The organism is Marivita sp., assembly GCF_022763305.1.
Taxonomy (GTDB): Bacteria; Pseudomonadota; Alphaproteobacteria; order Rhodobacterales; family Rhodobacteraceae; genus Marivita.
The window spans coordinates 44,008-61,467 of the sequence record NZ_JALEGT010000010.1; the positions used below are offsets into that span (position 1 = coordinate 44,008).

Here is a 17,460-nt window from a genome sequence, read left to right on the forward strand (position 1 = left end):
GGTGAAAGACGACTCGAGCAGACAGGACCTTGCCCCATGCGTTTCATCGCCTTGTTGACCGCCTTCATGCTGACGGCCCTTCCCGCTGCGGCCCAGCAATTGTCCCTCAACACGCTGTCCAACTACCTCAACCAGCTCACCAGCGCAGAGGCAAGCTTTACCCAGATCAACGGGGACGGGACCATTTCAACGGGGACGCTCTATATGCGTCGTCCCGGCAAGATGCGGTTCGAATACAACCCGCCGGAACAGGCGCTCGTTATGGCCAACAACGGCGCAGTGTTCGTGTTCGACCGCAAGCTGGGCGGCGATCCCGAGACCTATCCACTTGACCGGACGCCGCTGGGTCTGATCCTTGCCCGCAATGTCGACCTGAGCCGCGCCAATATGGTCGTGGCGCATGGCTATGACGGCACGGCAACGACGGTTACGGCGCAGGATCCCGAAAACCCGGAATATGGCAGCATCCAGCTCAAGTTCACCGACAACCCGGTCGAACTGCGTCAGTGGATCATCACTGATGACGGAGGTGGTCAGACCACCGTCGTTCTGGGTGCGCTGGAGCGCAAGCAACTGGCCAACAGCCTGTTCAACGTGGAGCGCGAGCGGACCGCCAACCGCTGACGCGGGGCTTTGCAGGTAGGCCGCCCCCGGCCTAGGTGGCGGCGCCGTCGTCTGACAGCACCTGCACATCCGTCACGAGGATGATCTCGCACCCACCCACGATCGAGCCGTCATCCCGCCGCGTCGACGACCGCCAGGGTTTGATACCGTCCCCGGTGACTGTGACAAGGTAGCCCCGCACCCTGACCCGCGTGCCGAGTCCGATCGCCATCAGGGCATCGTTGATGGATTGGTCCGCCGGGATGAGGTGATTGTTCGTGACCTGCTGCATCCAGTCGTCCGGCAGCTTGGCATCCGGCGCGTTGGAGAACCAGATCAGGCGATGTCCTGTCCGGAAGGTGAGGGCCTCGGTCCCGCCGGACGCCGCCAGATCCCCCCAGACGATGCCAAGGTCCAGAGGCGAAATCGCGCTGGTCGGATCATTCCTGTAGGTCCGGCGCGTGACCACACGTCCTTCGATCACGTAGCTTGCCATCAGTTGAGCCTCGAACCCGTGCCCGAGACCCACGCGCATCTTGGGCAATCGGGCCTGCGCCGGGGCGCCGTCCTGCGCCACGGTCAGAGGCAGCGGTGGCAGCTCCGACGCATCAATGGCGGTGCCCAGATCGGGCGGTGGTGCCAGCCGGTCCGCGCTCTGTCCAAACACCCAAGCCGCGAGGACAATAGCGAAAACGGCGATCTTGGTGCCTTCGTCGAACATGACGTCCACAACCCTCTGAACTGCGTGCTGGCAACAGCCTGTAGCAGCGCAAAATGGCAGGAATGGGCCAACGCTGTGCCGGTGCTGTCCCCATGTCGGCCTGCGCCACGATGCGGTGACGCATCGCAGGTTTGCATTGACGCAAACCTGTCGCCGCACCAATGCTGGGCCATGTATCGAAGAGTGTTCCTGAGTTCGGCCTCGGCCGCCCTGGTTGCGCCCTACACGGCTGCGGCGACCTTTCCGCGCCGCCCGGACGGCTATCTGCGCACGAACTGGAGCCGCGATCCCTTTGCCTTCGGATCCTATTCCTACATCGCGCGCACGGCCTCCCGCGCCGATACACGCGCGATTGCCCGCCCTGTCGATGGCCGCCTCTTCTTTGCCGGAGAAGCCACACATCCCGACTACAACAGCACGGTCCACGCCGCCTACGAGACCGGTGTTGCGGTGGCCGAGACGGTCGGAGACTCGACCGCCGGAACGGTCGCCATTCTCGGCGCGGGGATCAGCGGGCTGACCGCGGCCCGTCACCTGCAGGACCTTGGGCGCAACGTTACCGTCTTCGAAGCGCGCGACCGCGTCGGCGGGCGCATCTGGACCGACACCAGCCTTGGTCTACCGCTCGACCTCGGGGCGAGCTGGCTGCATGGGGACGAGGGCAACCCGATCCTCGCCCTTTCCAAGAACCGGCGTATGCGCACTATCGCCACCGGCGATGACTATGTGATCCGCGGTACCGGAGGCCGTCGGTTGCGCAACCGTGATCTGCCCGACTGGGCTGAGGACGTCATGTCGATCCAGCAGGAGTACGGCGCCGCAGGTGCCGACATCAACTGGGCCGCCTATGAGACCGATCCCGATTACGACGGGGAGGACCTTCTCTTTCCCGATGGCTACGCACACATCCTCGGCCAGCCTGAAACGGACCTCGATATCCGCCTCGGAACCGAGGTGCGGCGCGTTGCGCTGGCACAGGACGGTGTGACCCTTGCCACGGCGGAGGGTGCTCTGGGGCGCTTCGATAGCGTCATCGTGACCGTGCCGCTGGGCGTTCTCAAGGCCGACCGGATCGCCTTTTCCCCGCCGCTGCCAACAGACAAGCAGGCCGCGATAAACCGGCTTGGCTTTGGCCTGCTGGACAAGCTTTACCTGCAGTTCGAGGACGCGTTCTGGGATGCGGACGCGACCTGGATCCTGACCCCCGAAACCGGGCTTCCGCCCGGCCAGTTCAACCAGTGGCTCAACCTTGCCCCGGTGCTTGATGCGCCGATCCTTCTGGCATTCAACGGGGCTGGTCCGGCGCGCGACCTGTCCGGGCTGTCGGACGAGGCCCTTCTGGACCGGGCGGCGCAGGTTTTGAACGCGGCCTATCCGGCGAGCTGAGCCCGACCTACACCGTTATGGCCATCGCAATTCGCACAGGATCTGTGCGGTGATCGGCGTTGTGCGCAACTCTTTGCACCTTAATTCCGTTGCACATAGAGACCGGGGCCGCGCGCCCTGCCGCACAGCTGGAAAGGGGCATCATGAGCACGCCTAAGATCACGATCATCTTCTATTCGACCTACGGAACCAACCATGCCATCGCGCTTGAGGCGCAAAAGGCAGCCGAAGCCGCCGGGGCAGAGGTGCGTCTGCGCCGCTTTGCCGAAACCGCCCCGAAAGAGGTGGTCCAGGGCCAGGGGGCCTGGGTGGCACAGCTCGAGAAAATGAAGGACATCCCCGAAGTCAGCCATGACGACATGGAATGGGCGGATGGCTATTTCATTTCCGCGCCCACCCGTTATGGCAACATGCCCAGCCAGGTGCGGGCCTTCATCGACACGCTGGGCGGCCTCTGGCAGCAGGGCAAACTGGCCAACAAGACGATCACCGCCACGACCAGTGCGCAGACCCTGCATGGCGGCCACGAGACCACGCTCTGGACTCTCTATGTCACTGCGATGCATTGGGGCTGCATCATCGTGCCGCCGGGCTACGCCGATCCGATCAAGTTCGAAGAGGACGGAAACCCCTACGGATTTTCCAAGGTCAGCGGCGAATTCACCGACGCGGGCAAGAAATCGGTCGCCTACCAGGCGCGTCGCCTGGTGGAGTTCACCGGCAAACTGGTGGGCTGAGGAAACTTCAGTCCCCGCTGATTCATCTCAGCATGTGAAGCGCAGGTTCAGCATTCGGCCTGCGCAAGAAAACATGGATGGCCTGAAGGGACTCAGACCATTTGGCCATCCAGATGCCTCTGTCGATACTTTTCTTGGATCGAATGGGCTATGAGACCTGACTCTAACGGCAACGGGCGAGCTGCCCCTGGTAGACAACCGACCGGGCCGCAACCTCGTCGGCCACCCGCAAGAGCCATGCCTTGCTGTTATACGTTCCGCGCGAGAACCCAGTGCGCCCTTCATGGTAGGCAAGATACTGGTTGCGGGCATCGGCCAGCGAAATGCCAAGCCGGCGGTTCGACTCCGCCATGTACCAGCCCATGAAATCCGCAGCGTCGTTGATGTTGTTGCGCCGTGCACGGAACTTCCGCTGATCCTGCTGGTACTCTTCCCATGTCCCGTTCAGCGCCTGACTGTACCCGAAGGCCGAGCTTTGCCGGCCCATCGGGATCACGCCCAGCGTATATCGGAACGGCGTGCGGGCATCCGACTTGAATTTGCTTTCCTGATACATCGACGCCATCTGCACATGCACCGGCACGCCCCATCGCCGCTCTGCCGCGCGGAAGGCGCGCAGGTAGCCGGGGCGCTGTTGCAGGATCGAACAGGCATCGTCGAGGTTACGGGGCGCCGAGGTTCCGCCGCCGCCTCCGCAGGAGGCCGCCAGAAGAACAATCACCAGGGCGCGAAAGAATCTGCTCATGGGCCTCTCGCATTTTGTTCGAAGACGGTTGCTCCGCCTTTCGCATTGCGACCAGTCTAGCGCAAAGGGGGCGCGGGGGAAATCACAATTGCTCGGGGCGGCAAACCCTTGCCATCACTGAAAAAACTCTTGTGTCGAAATGTGTCACAGACTGTTTCCGGAAAAATCGGAGCGACAATTGGACAATTTGGCGAAAATCGGGCAGGTATGTGGCAACGGACGGGACTCATGATCAGACAACGCGCAAAATACAACATCGGCCAGGTCGTACGCCACCGCAGACACCCCTTCCGGGGCGTGGTGTTCGACGTGGACCCGGAATTCAACAACACCGAGGAATGGTATCAGGCCATCCCCGAAGACATCCGACCCGCGAAAAAGCAGCCCTTCTATCATCTGCTCGCAGAGAATGAACAAAGCTTCTACGTCGCCTATGTCTCGGAACAGAACCTGATCGCCGACTACTCGGGCGAACCGGTCGAACACCCGGATGTGCCGGACCTGTTCGGCGCGTTCGAAGACGGCAGCTACGAGCTGCAGTTCCAGTACAACTGAACGATCTCTCTTCTCTCTCTTCGTTTGCCACGAATAACGAGTAAGGGCTCCCCGGTGGGAGCCCTTTTCTCATGCCGCGTTCAGCAGCGAAACAAAGCGGTCGATCTCCGGCTCGGGCAAGGACCAGTCGCACACCAGCCGCCCGGTCAGCACCCCGTCCGCAGGCCCTTCGCCCAAAGCACCCCCAGACAGATGATACCGCGCCCCGCCCGACTGCAAGGTCTGGTGCAGGGCACGCGGCGCGCGGAAGAAGATCATGTTCGCCGTGACATCATTCACGATCTCGACCTCGTTGCGCTTGCGCAGCCCGTCCAGCAGATGCGCCGTCTTGGCATTGGCCTGTGTCGCGAGGTCCTTCCAAAGGTCATTCCGCAGATAGGCGGCCATCTGCGCCGATAGGTACCGGTGTTTGGAGAAAAGATGCCCGCCCCGCTTGCGGCGCAGCTCGAACTCCAAGGCCTTGGACGAGTCGAAAAACACCACCGCCTCAACCCCCATCAGCCCATTCTTGGTGCCACCAAATACGGCAACATCCACACCCAGCTTCCAGGACATCTCGGCCGGGGTACACCCCAGCGCCACCGCCGCATTGGCAAAGCGCGCGCCATCAAGATGCACCGGCAGGCCATAGGACTTGGCCACGTCGCAGAGCGCCTGCAACTCTGACAGGCTGTAGACATTGCCCATCTCGGTCACCTGCGTGATCGACACCGCGCCCCGGCGCGGGCCGTGCACACCGCGATTGCCCTGACTTTCAATGGCTTGGGTGAGCGCATCGGGCGTCATCCGGTCCGACCCGGGCACCAGCGTCAGCTTTGCCCCACCCGTGTAGAACTCGGGCGCGTTGCATTCGTCCTCTTCGATATGCGCGTCGGGTGAACAGAACACCGTGTCGAACGGCTCGACCAACGTCGCCAGCGCCAGCGCATTGGCCGCGGTGCCGGTGGCCGCAAGATACACCGCAGCTTCGGGCGCTTCGAAGAGATCGCGGATGCGCTGGCGCACCTCATCCATCATCGGATCGGCGCCGTACCCCATCATGTGGCCCTGATTGACCTCGGACAGAACGTCCAGAACGGCCTGCGGCACGGGTCCGCTATTGTCGGAGGCAAAAAACATCAGATCGGCTCCTCGATGATGTGGTCTTCCCAATCGTCTTCGTCGACTTCGAATTCGGCCACGGTGCGGTTTCGCATCGAAACCCCGGCTTCATGCACCGTCTCGGGCGTGCCCGAGATCAGCGGATGCCAATCGTAAAGCGGCTTGCCCTCCCAGAGCAGCCGATAGGCGCAGGTTTTGGGCATCCAGTAGGCGTGGTCGTCGATATTCGATGGCTTCAGAATGATGCACTCCGGCACGAACTGGTGCCGGATCTCGTATTGCGCGCAGCGGCAGGTGGTGTCGTCGAACAGGCGACAGGCCACACAGGTCAGTTCCACATGGCCGGTGTCCTCGTCCTCGAGCTTGTTGAGGCAGCACTTGCCGCACCCGTCGCACAGCGCCTCCCATTCCTGCGGGGTGAGGTCGGTCAGCGCCTTGCGTTCCCAGAACCGGGGCGCAAGGCCTGTGCGATCAATCGGATCCCTGGTCATAGCGCGGTCAGGATCGCGCGCGCCTGGGCGCAGTCGGCATCCATCTGCGAGATCAGCGCCTCAAGGCTGTCGAACTTCAATTCGGGTCGCAGGTAGTCGATGAGTGCGACGGAAACGGTCGCGCCGTACAGATCGCCGGTGAAATCAAACAGGAAGGTCTCGAGATTGGCGCGGTTCTCGCCGAACATCGGCCGCACCCCGATCGAGGACGCGCCGTGATAGGACCCGGCATGTGGCCCGTCGAGCACATCGACCAGGACGGCATAGACACCGAATTTCGGCGGATGCAGACCGTCGATGGACATATTGGCGGTGGGATAGCCCAACTCGCGCCCGCGCTGTTCGCCGCCGATCACCTCGCCTTCGATGCGGTGCCAATGGCCCAGCATGTCGGCGGCCAGACGCGGGTTGCCGTCGGACAGGGCCGTGCGGATCGCGGTAGAGGACACGGCACCGGCCTCGGCGGTGACAAGCTCTGCCACCGTGACGCCGAATCCCATCCGGGCACCGAAGCGGCGCAGGTCCTCGACAGTGCCCTTGCGGCCCTTGCCGAAACAGAAATCGGCCCCGACCACGACATGACGCAGTCCGAGTCCCTCGGAAATCACGTTCGCAGCGAAACCTTCGGGCGTCAGGGCGGCCAACTGGCTGTTGAAGTTGAGTTCATAGAGAATCTCGACCCCCAGTTTGCGCAGGCGCGTCGCGCGCGCGGTGGCGTTCATCAGCCGGAAAGGCGGGGCATCGGGGGCGAAGTATTCGCGCGGATGCGGCTCGAACGTGAGGACGCCCAAAGGCGCTGCGGGCATCGCGTCGCGGGCAAGCTGGATCACGGCCTGATGGCCGGAATGCACGCCGTCGAAATTGCCGATGGCGACGGTTGCGCCCTTGTCGGCCTCGGCAATGAATTGATAATCCCGCACGATCTTCATGCGCAGAGGACTAGCGGTGGCGCTGGGGGGTTGCAATCCCCGCTGCGGGCTGGCGGGGATTTTCCGGTGACGGAAAATCGCGGATGCGTCGACGCATCAGCGCCCGTGGCAGCGTCAGTCGAATTTGCGGGAGGGGGCGAGCACCTTGGCTTCGCCGATCAGCACCTTTTTGCCATCGACCGAGCAATGGCAATCCAGCGTCACGCGCCGCTTGGCGATGTCGATGTCGACCACCTTGACCTCGGCATAGACCACGTCGCCGGGGCGCACGGGGGCGAGAAATTTCAGCGTCTGGCCCATGTAGACCGTACCATGGCCGGGAAGCTGTTCGCCGATGACGGCCGAGATCAGGCCTGCGGTCAGCATCCCATGCGCGATGCGGCCTTCGAAGATGGTGTCCTGCGCGTAATCGTCGTCCAGATGCACCGGGTTCCGGTCGGTCGAGATCTGCGCGAACATCTCGATGTCCTGATCGGTCACCTGTTTGCGCAGGTGGCGCGACATCCCCATTTCGATGTCTTCGATGCAGATCGTTCCGCGTGGCAGGTTGTCCAACATTTCGCACTCCACTCGCAGGCGACAAAGTAATAAATAGCTAAGTCAGATGCCCGATTTGGCAACTTTATTACTTTGCAACCGCAGAAAAGCAAGCAAAATCTGCGTCAGCGGAGTTGCCCAATGGTATAGGTCGGAGACGCGTTTTCCTTTGCAAGATAGGCGCTTAGCGCATCCGGATCCGGTTGGTGCGACGTTTTTGTCTCGGCTGCGGCAAGACCTCCGGAAATGAAAAGGGAATCGATGTCCTCGCCCATTGCGCCGTCGATGTCGGTGTGGACGCCATCCCCGATGGCCAGAATACGGGTCGGATCCACGTCGAGCCCAAGGGCGGCGATGCGGCGGCGGGCAAGGTCATAGATCGGCGGATGGGGTTTGCCGAAGTAAAGGCTCTCGCCCCCCATCTCGGTATAAAGCGCGGCCAGCGCGCCCGCGCACCATTCGCGCGTGTCGCCGCGATCCACCACGATGTCCGGGTTGGCGCAGAGCAGTTTCAGACCTTTCTGTTTGGCATAGAGAAACTGCGGACGGTTGACCGCCGGGTCGGCATGGGGGTCGAACGGTCCGCAGCAGACAATGCCTTCGGCGTCTTCCAGCTCGACGCGCTGGATGCGCACCGGGTCCTCTATCAGTTCCATCGGGTCAAAGAAGGTCTCGTCAAAGGGCTGCCCCATGAACCAGACCTTTTCCCCCACCGCGCCACGGAACATCGCGGCGCGGGCGCTGTCGCCGCTGGTGGCGATGCTGTCATAGCAGTCCTCGGGCACGTTCAGACGCACAAGTTGCTTGGCCACCTCGTGCCGTGACCGGGGCGCATTGGTCAGCAGAACCACCGTGCCGCCGCCCTGCTTGAAGCCGCGCAGGGCCGAGACAGCCTCTTCATGGGCGGTGACGCCATTGTGTACGCAACCCCAGAGGTCGACGAGCAGCACGTCGTAGCGGTTGGCGATGTCGGCGAGGGACGAGATGATCTGGGTCATGAAGGCACCTGATTGACGCGGGTTGCGCCACATATCGCCCGAACCGGGAATGATTGCCAGCCGAGGCGGGCAAACTTCATCACTGAGATGCGAAGACAGCTGTCAGGTTCAAGAGGTCGGCTTGGTGGGCGAACGCGAAACCGAGGATCATCCATAGAAACGGGATCAGGTTGAGAAATGTCCGGAACGGTTGCTTGCGCGTCTTGTGCCGGAACCGGCGCTGCGCCGCTTTTGCGCCGAACCAGCCGCCAAGAAAGGCGAGTGTGAGCAGGTTGGCTTCGGAAATACGCCACTCGCCCCGGATGGAGCGTTCTTTATCAAGGTAGAACATCCAAAAGGCGACGCCGTTGACGAATGCGAAGACGCCGCCTGTTAGAAGAAGCCCCATTGTGAGTGATGTGACCGTCACTCAGAGTGGAGTCAGAGTTTCAGATTCGGGATGATCTGCTTTTTCCGGCTGACGACGCCGGGCAGGACCACGGTGTCACCCGACACGGTTGCGCCGAAGCTCTTTTCGGCCAGGGTTTTCACCAGATCGTTCGGCACCAGAAGGGTCGATTCCTCGTTCAGGATGTCGACGACGAAGAGGATCACCTGATCGACGCCGTCTTCCTTGGCGACATCGACCATCGACGCCATCAGGCTGTCCTTGCGGTCGAGCACGATTTTCGGCGAGGTGGTTTCCAGAACCGAGACGCGGAACTTGGTGCCCTCGACCGGGTATTCCTTGCTGTCCATGCGCAGGAGTTCGGCGTCCGAGAAAGCCGACACATCGGATTTCGCAGCGAACATCTCGGCGGCGAAGTCGGGGATCGACACGCCAAGGTCATCGGCCAGCGCGTGGGCGATTGCCTTGTCTTCCTGCGTGGTCGTCGGCGAGCGGAATTCCAGCGTGTCGCTGAGGATGCAGGACAGCATCGCGCCCTTGATGCCGCGCGGGGCCTGGGCAAGATCGTCACCGATCATTTTCCACATGATGGTGGCGGTGCAGGCGACGGGTTCGATGCGGATGTCGATCGGGCCTTTGGTTTCCAGACCACCGACCAGCTTGTGGTGGTCGATGATCGCGCGGATGTCGGCGCTGTTGATCGCGTCGGGCAGCTCGGCCGGGTTGTTGGTGTCGACGATGACGACGGGCTGGTCGGCCTCGACGGTCGAGATGATCTCGGGCTTGTCGAGCTTCCAGTGGTCGAGAACGAAGGCGGCTTCGGTGTTGGGCTCGCCCAGCAGAACGGGCTTGGCGGCCTCGCCCTTGATCTGGTTGAGGTACCACGCCCAGATGATCGGGCTGCCGGTGCTGTCAGTGTCGGGGGACTTATGTCCGAAAACGAGGGTTGTCATGCGGGGCCTCTGCTCTGCCAAAGTCAAATCGCGCGCCTTATAGGGCGCGCGATCCGGGTTGTCACCTGTGGCAGTTTGCACTTGCGGTGCTGACTGCATGGCGGTGGTCAGGCGGAGCGCCTGCGCTCCGCACTGGGGTTCAGTTGGCGACCTGTTCGCGCAGGATCGACGCGGTGAGCGAGATCAGCAGGTAGATGCCCGAGAAGACGAGGAAGGTCAGCAGCGTGTTCTCGAAGGCGCGGGGGTAGCTCGGGTCCTGGGCGGGCAGGGGATAGACCGAGGTGGTCAGGTACCGCGCCTGGCTGTCGGCGTCGCGCCGCGCCTGGTCGAGCCGTTCGAGGGCGGCGGCCAGCATCATGTCGCGCGTGGCGAGATCGGCCTCGGCCAGCTGGATCTGCACCGCGGTTTCCGCCAGCGATCCGGCACCGGCGCTTTCGGCGGTCATCTCGGCGCTGATCTCGGCCTTGAGCGCCTCGAGCCGGCGGATATCGGCCTCGACCCCTTCGACGCGGCTGCGGTTGGGGCGGGCATTGTCCATCAGCGCCTGCAGCTGCAGGGTCTTTTCCTGAATCTCCGTCTCGACGGTTTCGATCCGGGCCTGCAGCGCCCCGATCCGGGCGCGCGGATCGAGCACGGCGCTGTCCTGCTGCAGGCGCACCAGCTTTTCCTGTGCGGCGCGGCGGGCCTGTTCGGCCTCGGCAAGGCCCAGCTCGGCATCCTTGACCGCGTTCTCGCGCTTGCGCGCCGACAGGTTGTCGACCCGCTCCTCGGCATAGCCGATCAGCGCGGTGGAGAAATCGGCGGCGACCTGCGGGTCGGCGGCGGCCACCTCCATGCGGATCACGCCCTCGGTCGGGTCATAGCCGATCTGGACGTATTTCTTGTAGAGCTTGTACATCTCCTCGGCGGAGGCATCCGCTTCCAGCCGGTGCAGCGGGTCGATCGCGGGCTGCGCGAAATGGGCGTGGAAGCCCTCGTCCTCGTTCAGGCGCAGCATGGCGTCCTTGGAGGTGAGATAGCTCTGCACCGCGATGGCATCCTGATTGGTGGCGAATTGCGTGCCCGAGAAGAGCCCGCCCATGCCGCTGCCGCCGGATTCCGCCTTGAGGATGAGGAATTCCGATTTCGAGGCATACATCGGCGTGGCGAGGGTGAAGAAATACCAGCCGGCAACGAGGGTGGGCAGGAGCACATAGGCGGCGAGACGGGCAAAGAGCATGCGCATCCGGCGCCGCCGCCGGCGCGCCATGTCCTTCTGGATCGCCATGATCTCCTGCTGACGCCGTTCTGCGGGACTGCGATTGTCGGTGGCGGGCAGGTTGGCGGTGTCGACACGCGTCTTTTGCGGCAGCTGGGGCTGTTCGGCCAAGGGTCGGTCATGCGCAGGTGTCTTGGGTTTGGCCGCGGCATCCCGGGTCGTTGCACCGGCTGGCACCATCAGGTCGAGCGCGTTTTCGCGCTGAAACGGATCAATGCCTTTCAGGCGCAGCAAATAGACGGCTTCGTGATCCGTAGCCGGGTCCAGCCCATGCTTTTGCGCGATGCGTCTCGCCATGCGCAATTGCCGAGCACTGAGCCCTTCTTCGCGGATGGCGACAAGGGCCTGCTCGACACCACCATCCGGGTGGCGCGGAATGCGCGGCTGTGGCGCTTCGGTGGCCGAGGCACTGGTCACGGATGCAGGATGTCCTGCTGCGGCCATCTGGCCGGGCCCCGATGCCGGTTCGCTGCGACGGATGCGAAAGCGTTTAGCTGTGGGTTTCATAGTCATAGAGCTGTTTCGCTTCTTCCAGGCTGTCGAACATGTGCAACTGACCGTCGCGCAGGACGGCCGCCTTGCTGACAAATCGCGCCAGCGTTTCGGGTTGGTGGGACACCATGATCATGGTGGTGGTGCGCAGCCGCTCGGCGAGGATGTCGCCCGCCTTGCGGTTGAACTCCACATCCGTGTAGGTCGGCATCCCCTCGTCCACGAGATAGATGTCGAAATCGAGCGCCAGCAGCAGCGCGAAGGTAAAGCGCGCCCGCATGCCCGAGGAATAGGTACCGAGCGGCTGGTCGAAATATTCGCCAAGATCGCAGAGCCAGCGGCAGTAGGCCTCCACGTAATCGGGGTCGATCCCGTAGAGCCGGGCGATGAAGCGCGAGTTCTCCATGGCCGTGTGCTTGGTGACCACACCGCCCATGAAGCCCAGCGGGAACGACACCCGACACGTCTTGCGGATCTCGCCCTCATCGGGCTTTTCCAGCCCGGCCATCATCTTGACCAGCGTCGTCTTGCCGGTCCCGTTGGGGGCCAGAATGCCCAGCGACTGCCCCAGCTCGACACGGAACGACGCCCGGTCGAGGATCACCTTCCGGTGCGATCCCGTCCAGAACGATTTGCTCACATTGTCGAATTCAAGCATCGAGCCCCCATTTTCCCTTCGCACAGAGTGTGCACGGGTTGGTTGCCAATTGGTTTAGAAGCCGAGTTTGACTGGATTGTGGCCAATCCATAGCAAAAAGCGGGTATTGTCTCCGAAGGCTTGGAGGACGTGTCCGGGCCGGGTCAAACCGGCGACCTGACTCATGGCGACATCGCGGGTGCCATTTCCGACGCAAGATTCCGATCGGAAGACATATTCAGATCATAAAGCGTCGCGAATCGCCAATCGCGATTTTGCCGACTCTGGCTTGGTCAGCGCCAGACCAGTGTGTTTTGAGCATCGCGGAGCAGAAGTGACTCAGATCTTATCGAGCGAATGGACTGACTTTTCTTCTCGCGCAGGCGTTTTTCCTGACTTTCTGCTCATAAACTGCCCAATCGTCCCGCAAGCGCGTTCAAAGCCGCGAAACTTGGGCGACCGTGTTGCAATGCGGGGCGCAACGCGATTTATTTCATCGAGACAAGCGGAAACAATCCGCGGACAACACAGGGAGTTCGTTTTTGCCCGACACGTCAAACAGTGACGCGTTCGTCGAATTTGAACGAGTGCAAAAGAGCTACGACGGCGTACAGCTAGTCGTAAAAGACCTTAACCTCACCATGCCGAAGGGCGAGTTTCTGACGATGCTCGGACCGTCGGGATCGGGCAAGACCACCTGCCTCATGATGCTTGCCGGGTTCGAGACCGCGACCCATGGCGACATCCGGCTGGATGGCAGGCCGATCAACAACATCCCGCCGCACAAGCGTGGGATCGGCATGGTGTTCCAGAACTACGCGCTGTTCCCGCACATGACGATTGCGGAGAACCTGAGCTTCCCGCTCGAGGTGCGCAAGATCGGCAAGTCGGACCGCGAAGCGAAAGTGAAGCGGGCACTCGACATGGTCGAGATGGGGGCCTTTGGCGGCCGTCGTCCGGCGCAACTGTCAGGTGGTCAGCAGCAGCGGATCGCGCTGGCGCGGGCGCTGGTCTTCGAACCCGAGCTGGTTCTGATGGACGAACCGCTGGGCGCGCTGGACAAGCAGCTGCGCGAGAAGATGCAGTTCGAGATCACGCATCTGGCGCACCGTCTGGGCATTACCGTGGTCTACGTGACCCACGACCAGACCGAGGCGCTCACCATGTCGGACCGGGTTGCAGTGTTCGACGATGGCCGCATTCAGCAATTGGCGCCGCCGGACGAATTGTACGAGAAGCCGCAGAACAGCTTCGTCGCGCAGTTCATCGGTGAGAACAACACGCTCGAAGGCACACTGCGCGAGATCAAGGGCGACCGTTGCGTGGTCCAGCTTGACGATGGCGGGCTGATCGACGCGAAGCCGGTCAACGTGAGTAAGGTCGGAGAGCGCACCCGCGTGTCGATCCGCCCCGAGCGCGTTGAGATCAACAAGGACCGCCTTCAGGAAGGCGCGCACACGCTCAAGGCGGAAGTGCTCGAATTCATCTACATGGGCGACATCTTCCGCACGCGGCTCAAGGTGGCGGGCAATGACGAGTTCGTGATCAAGACCCGGAACGCGCCGGACCAGGTGCGGCTCGAGCCGGGCACGGAGATCGAGATCGGGTGGCTGCCCGACGATTGCCGCGCCCTGGATGCGCCCAGCAAGTAAGAATTGCCGCGGGTCCGCGATGCGGTCCCGTGTCATTACAGGCGGTGTCGGTTCGGCCCGACCGGTATCGCCACATGTCATAAGCGGGTCGAAACGGGAGAATATGAATGAAACTGTCTAAAACACTTTTGGCGACCAGCGCACTCACCGTTGCTGCCGCAGGTGCCTACGCTGCCGGCCATGGAATGGCGGACAGCATGACACTTGTGAGCTGGGGCGGTGCCTACCAGGCGTCCCAGCAAAACGCGTATGTCGCGCCCTATCTCGAGATGCACCCCGACGTGAGCGCGTCCTGGGACGAAAGCTCGGCCGAAGCGGTGGCCAAGCTGCGCGCGATGAACGAAGCCGGCAACATCACATGGGACCTCGTTGACGTGGTGGCCGCTGATGCGATCCGCCTCTGCGACGAAGGTCTGGCGATGGAAATCGACCATGACGAACTGCTCGAGCCGGCGCCCGATGGCACCAGCGCAAGCGATGACTTCGGCGATCTGATCGTGTCCGACTGCTACATCCCGCAGATCGTGTACTCGACCACCTTCGGCTACCGCACCGACATGGTTCCGGAAGGCGTTGAGCCGCCGTCCGACATCTGCTCGGTCTTCGATCTGGAAACCTATCCGGGCAAGCGCGCTCTGGAGAAGCGTCCGATCAACAACATGGAATGGGCGCTGCTCTGTGACGGCGTGGCGAAGGAAGACGTCTATGACGTTCTGGAAACCGACGAAGGTCAGGACCAGGCTCTGGCCAAGCTCGATACGATCAAGGATCAGGTGGTCTGGTGGAATGCCGGTGCCGACACGCCGCAGCTTCTGGCGGATGGCGAAGTGTTCATGGGCTCGACCTATAACGGTCGTCTGTTCTCGGCCATCGTCGAGCAGAACCAGCCGATCGCGATGATGTGGGACGCGCAGGTGTTCGACCTTGATGGTTGGATCATCCCGGCTGGCCTGCCGGAAGACCGTCTGGCCCGCGTGAAGGACTTCGTCCGTTTCGCAACCGACACCCAGCGTCTGGCGGATCAGGCGAAGTACATCTCGTACGGTCCGGCCCGTGCATCCTCGGCGCCGCTGGTGTCGACGCATGCCGAGCTTGGCATCGAGATGGCGCCGCACATGCCGACCGATCCGAACAACTCGGCCAACACGTTCCTCTACAACTACGAGTTCTGGGCCGACTATCGCGACGACATCGACGCGAAGTTCCAGGCGTGGCTGGCACAATAAGCCTTTTATGGCATAGGGATGGGCCGTTTGGCCCATCCCGCACCGACGAGGACAGTCCCATGCCCAAAGGCTATATCATCGGTCATATCACGGTGAACGACCCCGAGGCCTACAAGGAATATATCGAGCGCGATACGCCGATCCTTGAGAGCTACGGTGCCAAGTTCATTGTGCGGGGCGGACAGTCCGAGACGATGGAGGGCGAGACACAGAATCGCCATGTCGTCATCGAGTTCGACGATTTCGAAACCGCGAAGCGCGCGTATCACGACCCTGCCTATCAGGAAGTCGCCGAGATTCGCCGTCGCACCGCGACAAGCACAATCATTCTAGTCGAGGGCACCTGAGCCATGACGGACGCCGCTACAGAACCGGACAAGATCACGGGCCCGACGCCCGACAATGCGCTGCGCGCGGCTGACAAGGCCGAGACCGGCCCCGTTCTTGCTGCCGATGGCACTCCCCTCAAACGGTCTTTGAACCGGGCGCTTCGGGCGCAGAAGATTCGGGCACTGGCGCTGATCGCGCCGCTTCTGATCTTCGTTCTTGTCAGTTTCATCGCGCCCATTGGCGACATGCTGTTCCGGTCGGTCGAGAACCAGATCGTCCGCGATACGCTGCCGCGCACGGTTGCCGCACTGGCAGACTACGATGCGGCCCAGGGTGGCTTGCCGCGGGACGAGGTGTTCGAGGCCGCCTATTACGATGTGTTCTATGCGGCGGAACGGAAGGAACACACACGGCTGGGCTCGCGCCTGAACTATGAACAGACCGGGGCGTCGTCGCTCTTCCGTAAATCCGGCCGGGGCATCGAGGATATCGGAGAGGTCTATCAGGACCAGTTCGAGGATCTGAACGGGGATTGGGACGAAGCGCGTCCCTGGGCCGAACTGATGGGTGATCCGGACTGGATTGCAGCGCAGGAGGCTTGGGATGGCAACGGCACCATGCCGGCATTCGAACTGCGGTCGGACATCGCCGAGATCCTGCCGCGCACGGCCGAGTCGTATCGTATCTTCGCCCGCTTCATGCAGAACGAGGAAGGCGACAGCCCGCTCGAGGAAGAGCCGTGGAGTGTCGTGCACACAGCTCTGTACCAGGACCTCTCTGCAGGCGATGTCAGCGGGTATTCCGGTCCGCGCGCCGACATGCTTCAGGCGGCGGCTGCGCTTGTCGCGAGCCCCGATTTCGAAACGATCTCGTTCCGCGATGGCTTTGCCGATATCGACGAAGACTGGGTCGAGCCGGAAATCTGGCAGACCATCAAGACCTATAGCCCGGCTTATACATCGGGCTACTTCCTGAATTCTGTCGACATGCAGAAAACGCCGGAAGGCCCTGCGCTGCGCGAAGAGGACGAGCGGATCTACGGCCTGCTGTTCCAGCGCACCATGTTCATGAGCCTTGTCATCACGCTCAGCTGCATCATGCTTGGTTATCCGATCGCCTATCTGCTGTCGAACCTGCCGTCGAGCAAGGCGAACCTGCTGATGATCCTCGTCCTGCTGCCATTCTGGACCTCGCTTCTTGTGCGGACCTCGGCGTGGAAGGTGATGCTGCAACAGCAGGGGGTGATCAACGACACGCTGGTCTGGCTTGGCCTCGTGGCGGATGACGCGCGTCTGACGATGATCAACAACCAGTTCGGTACAATCGTGGCGATGACGCATATCCTTCTGCCCTTCATGATCCTGCCGATGTATTCGGTGATGTCGACCATCCCGCCGTCCTATGTGCGCGCCGCCAAATCCCTGGGCGCGACGAACTGGACAACCTTCTGGCGGGTCTATTTCCCGCAGTCGGTGCCGGGGATCGGTGCGGGCTCCATCCTCGTGTTCATCCTGTCCATCGGCTATTACATCACGCCGGAAATCGTGGGCGGCACCTCTGGGATCTTCATCTCGAACCGGATCGCGTACCACATCTCGAGCTCGCTCAACTGGGGCCTTGCCGCCGCATTGGGGACGATCCTGCTGGTCGTGGTTCTTCTTCTCTACTGGGCCTACGACCGGATCGTCGGCATCGACAACGTGAAACTGGGGGGCTGAGCC

At 62.3% G+C, this 17,460-nt stretch carries 19 protein-coding genes; 8 read left to right on the forward strand and 11 right to left on the reverse strand.

Annotation, left to right across the window (positions count from 1 at the left end; all coding sequences use genetic code 11):
• Positions 1-36: 36 nt before the first annotated feature.
• Positions 37-624 carry an outer membrane lipoprotein carrier protein LolA gene (locus MRY75_RS00795; RefSeq protein WP_292305240.1) on the forward strand — a complete coding sequence of 196 codons (588 nt, stop codon included), beginning with the start codon at positions 37-39 and terminating at the stop codon, positions 622-624.
• Between the two features lie 31 nt (positions 625-655).
• On the opposite strand, the gene MRY75_RS00800 is transcribed toward MRY75_RS00795, so the two are convergent.
• Positions 656-1,324 (reverse strand): hypothetical protein, encoded by a 669-nt coding sequence (locus tag MRY75_RS00800; protein ID WP_292305241.1) that lies wholly within the window; start codon positions 1,322-1,324, stop codon positions 656-658.
• Between the two features lie 171 nt (positions 1,325-1,495).
• On the opposite strand from MRY75_RS00800, the gene MRY75_RS00805 reads away from it, so the two are divergent.
• A complete protein-coding gene (locus MRY75_RS00805; RefSeq protein ID WP_292305242.1) occupies positions 1,496-2,710 on the forward strand; it encodes an FAD-dependent oxidoreductase in 1,215 nt (404 codons plus the stop codon).
• Between the two features lie 143 nt (positions 2,711-2,853).
• A complete protein-coding gene (locus MRY75_RS00810; RefSeq protein WP_292305243.1) occupies positions 2,854-3,447 on the forward strand; it encodes an NAD(P)H-dependent oxidoreductase in 594 nt (197 codons plus the stop codon).
• 163 nt (positions 3,448-3,610) lie between these two features.
• Here the strand turns inward: MRY75_RS00810 and MRY75_RS00815 are convergent, their stop codons facing one another.
• Positions 3,611-4,192: a lytic transglycosylase gene (locus MRY75_RS00815; RefSeq protein ID WP_292305244.1), complete on the reverse strand. Its 582-nt coding sequence runs from the start codon at positions 4,190-4,192 to the stop codon at positions 3,611-3,613.
• Between the two features lie 228 nt (positions 4,193-4,420).
• Between MRY75_RS00815 and hspQ the strand changes: the two genes are divergently transcribed.
• Complete coding sequence (gene hspQ / locus MRY75_RS00820; RefSeq protein ID WP_292305245.1) at positions 4,421-4,747, forward strand: heat shock protein HspQ; 327 nt, start codon at positions 4,421-4,423, stop codon at positions 4,745-4,747.
• 69 nt (positions 4,748-4,816) lie between these two features.
• Here the strand turns inward: hspQ and MRY75_RS00825 are convergent, their stop codons facing one another.
• The 9 genes from MRY75_RS00825 to MRY75_RS00865 form a co-directional block, all read right to left on the reverse strand.
• Positions 4,817-5,866, reverse strand: coding sequence for an aminotransferase class V-fold PLP-dependent enzyme (locus MRY75_RS00825; protein WP_292305246.1), 1,050 nt, complete (start codon positions 5,864-5,866; stop codon positions 4,817-4,819).
• Positions 5,866-6,339: a YcgN family cysteine cluster protein gene (locus MRY75_RS00830; protein WP_292305247.1), complete on the reverse strand. Its 474-nt coding sequence runs from the start codon at positions 6,337-6,339 to the stop codon at positions 5,866-5,868. The genes MRY75_RS00825 and MRY75_RS00830 overlap by 1 nt, the downstream gene beginning before the upstream one ends.
• Positions 6,336-7,268 carry a bifunctional riboflavin kinase/FAD synthetase gene (locus tag MRY75_RS00835; protein ID WP_292305248.1) on the reverse strand — a complete coding sequence of 311 codons (933 nt, stop codon included), beginning with the start codon at positions 7,266-7,268 and terminating at the stop codon, positions 6,336-6,338. Before MRY75_RS00835 ends, MRY75_RS00830 begins: the two co-directional genes overlap by 4 nt.
• A gap of 114 nt (positions 7,269-7,382) precedes the next feature.
• Positions 7,383-7,826: a MaoC family dehydratase gene (locus MRY75_RS00840; RefSeq protein WP_292264551.1), complete on the reverse strand. Its 444-nt coding sequence runs from the start codon at positions 7,824-7,826 to the stop codon at positions 7,383-7,385.
• Positions 7,827-7,930: 104 nt separating this feature from the next.
• Positions 7,931-8,803, reverse strand: coding sequence for a TIGR01459 family HAD-type hydrolase (locus MRY75_RS00845; protein ID WP_292305249.1), 873 nt, complete (start codon positions 8,801-8,803; stop codon positions 7,931-7,933).
• Between the two features lie 79 nt (positions 8,804-8,882).
• Positions 8,883-9,191 carry a DUF1294 domain-containing protein gene (locus tag MRY75_RS00850; RefSeq protein WP_292305250.1) on the reverse strand — a complete coding sequence of 103 codons (309 nt, stop codon included), beginning with the start codon at positions 9,189-9,191 and terminating at the stop codon, positions 8,883-8,885.
• Between the two features lie 32 nt (positions 9,192-9,223).
• Complete coding sequence (locus MRY75_RS00855; RefSeq protein WP_292305251.1) at positions 9,224-10,144, reverse strand: manganese-dependent inorganic pyrophosphatase; 921 nt, start codon at positions 10,142-10,144, stop codon at positions 9,224-9,226.
• Between the two features lie 139 nt (positions 10,145-10,283).
• Positions 10,284-11,915, reverse strand: coding sequence for a capsule biosynthesis protein (locus MRY75_RS00860; RefSeq protein WP_292305252.1), 1,632 nt, complete (start codon positions 11,913-11,915; stop codon positions 10,284-10,286).
• Positions 11,893-12,552, reverse strand: coding sequence for an ATP-binding cassette domain-containing protein (locus MRY75_RS00865; RefSeq protein WP_292305253.1), 660 nt, complete (start codon positions 12,550-12,552; stop codon positions 11,893-11,895). Before MRY75_RS00865 ends, MRY75_RS00860 begins: the two co-directional genes overlap by 23 nt.
• Before the next feature lie 521 nt (positions 12,553-13,073).
• On the opposite strand from MRY75_RS00865, the gene MRY75_RS00870 reads away from it, so the two are divergent.
• The 4 genes from MRY75_RS00870 (at position 13,074) to MRY75_RS00885 (ending at position 17,457) form a co-directional block, all read left to right on the forward strand.
• Positions 13,074-14,183: an ABC transporter ATP-binding protein gene (locus tag MRY75_RS00870; protein ID WP_292305254.1), complete on the forward strand. Its 1,110-nt coding sequence runs from the start codon at positions 13,074-13,076 to the stop codon at positions 14,181-14,183.
• A 107-nt stretch (positions 14,184-14,290) separates the two neighbouring features.
• Entirely contained in the window at positions 14,291-15,409 is a 1,119-nt protein-coding gene (locus MRY75_RS00875; protein ID WP_292305255.1) for an extracellular solute-binding protein, read from the forward strand.
• Positions 15,410-15,468: 59 nt separating this feature from the next.
• Positions 15,469-15,756 carry a DUF1330 domain-containing protein gene (locus tag MRY75_RS00880; RefSeq protein ID WP_292305256.1) on the forward strand — a complete coding sequence of 96 codons (288 nt, stop codon included), beginning with the start codon at positions 15,469-15,471 and terminating at the stop codon, positions 15,754-15,756.
• A 3-nt stretch (positions 15,757-15,759) separates the two neighbouring features.
• A complete protein-coding gene (locus MRY75_RS00885) occupies positions 15,760-17,457 on the forward strand; it encodes an ABC transporter permease (RefSeq protein WP_292305257.1) in 1,698 nt (565 codons plus the stop codon).
• The last annotated feature ends 3 nt before the right edge of the window (positions 17,458-17,460 follow it).

What these genes read in the sequence shown, in the direction of transcription:
- MRY75_RS00795 (WP_292305240.1), top strand. Translation starts at nt 37, where the DNA reads ATGCGTTTCATCGCCTTGTTGACCGCCTTCATGCTGACGGCCCTTCCC.
- MRY75_RS00800 (WP_292305241.1), bottom strand. Translation starts at nt 1,324, where the DNA reads ATGTTCGACGAAGGCACCAAGATCGCCGTTTTCGCTATTGTCCTCGCG.
- MRY75_RS00805 (WP_292305242.1), top strand. Translation starts at nt 1,496, where the DNA reads ATGTATCGAAGAGTGTTCCTGAGTTCGGCCTCGGCCGCCCTGGTTGCG.
- MRY75_RS00810 (WP_292305243.1), top strand. Translation starts at nt 2,854, where the DNA reads ATGAGCACGCCTAAGATCACGATCATCTTCTATTCGACCTACGGAACC.
- MRY75_RS00815 (WP_292305244.1), bottom strand. Translation starts at nt 4,192, where the DNA reads ATGAGCAGATTCTTTCGCGCCCTGGTGATTGTTCTTCTGGCGGCCTCC.
- hspQ (WP_292305245.1), top strand. Translation starts at nt 4,421, where the DNA reads ATGATCAGACAACGCGCAAAATACAACATCGGCCAGGTCGTACGCCAC.
- MRY75_RS00825 (WP_292305246.1), bottom strand. Translation starts at nt 5,866, where the DNA reads ATGTTTTTTGCCTCCGACAATAGCGGACCCGTGCCGCAGGCCGTTCTG.
- MRY75_RS00830 (WP_292305247.1), bottom strand. Translation starts at nt 6,339, where the DNA reads ATGACCAGGGATCCGATTGATCGCACAGGCCTTGCGCCCCGGTTCTGG.
- MRY75_RS00835 (WP_292305248.1), bottom strand. Translation starts at nt 7,268, where the DNA reads ATGAAGATCGTGCGGGATTATCAATTCATTGCCGAGGCCGACAAGGGC.
- MRY75_RS00840 (WP_292264551.1), bottom strand. Translation starts at nt 7,826, where the DNA reads ATGTTGGACAACCTGCCACGCGGAACGATCTGCATCGAAGACATCGAA.
- MRY75_RS00845 (WP_292305249.1), bottom strand. Translation starts at nt 8,803, where the DNA reads ATGACCCAGATCATCTCGTCCCTCGCCGACATCGCCAACCGCTACGAC.
- MRY75_RS00850 (WP_292305250.1), bottom strand. Translation starts at nt 9,191, where the DNA reads ATGGGGCTTCTTCTAACAGGCGGCGTCTTCGCATTCGTCAACGGCGTC.
- MRY75_RS00855 (WP_292305251.1), bottom strand. Translation starts at nt 10,144, where the DNA reads ATGACAACCCTCGTTTTCGGACATAAGTCCCCCGACACTGACAGCACC.
- MRY75_RS00860 (WP_292305252.1), bottom strand. Translation starts at nt 11,915, where the DNA reads ATGACTATGAAACCCACAGCTAAACGCTTTCGCATCCGTCGCAGCGAA.
- MRY75_RS00865 (WP_292305253.1), bottom strand. Translation starts at nt 12,552, where the DNA reads ATGCTTGAATTCGACAATGTGAGCAAATCGTTCTGGACGGGATCGCAC.
- MRY75_RS00875 (WP_292305255.1), top strand. Translation starts at nt 14,291, where the DNA reads ATGAAACTGTCTAAAACACTTTTGGCGACCAGCGCACTCACCGTTGCT.
- MRY75_RS00880 (WP_292305256.1), top strand. Translation starts at nt 15,469, where the DNA reads ATGCCCAAAGGCTATATCATCGGTCATATCACGGTGAACGACCCCGAG.
- MRY75_RS00885 (WP_292305257.1), top strand. Translation starts at nt 15,760, where the DNA reads ATGACGGACGCCGCTACAGAACCGGACAAGATCACGGGCCCGACGCCC.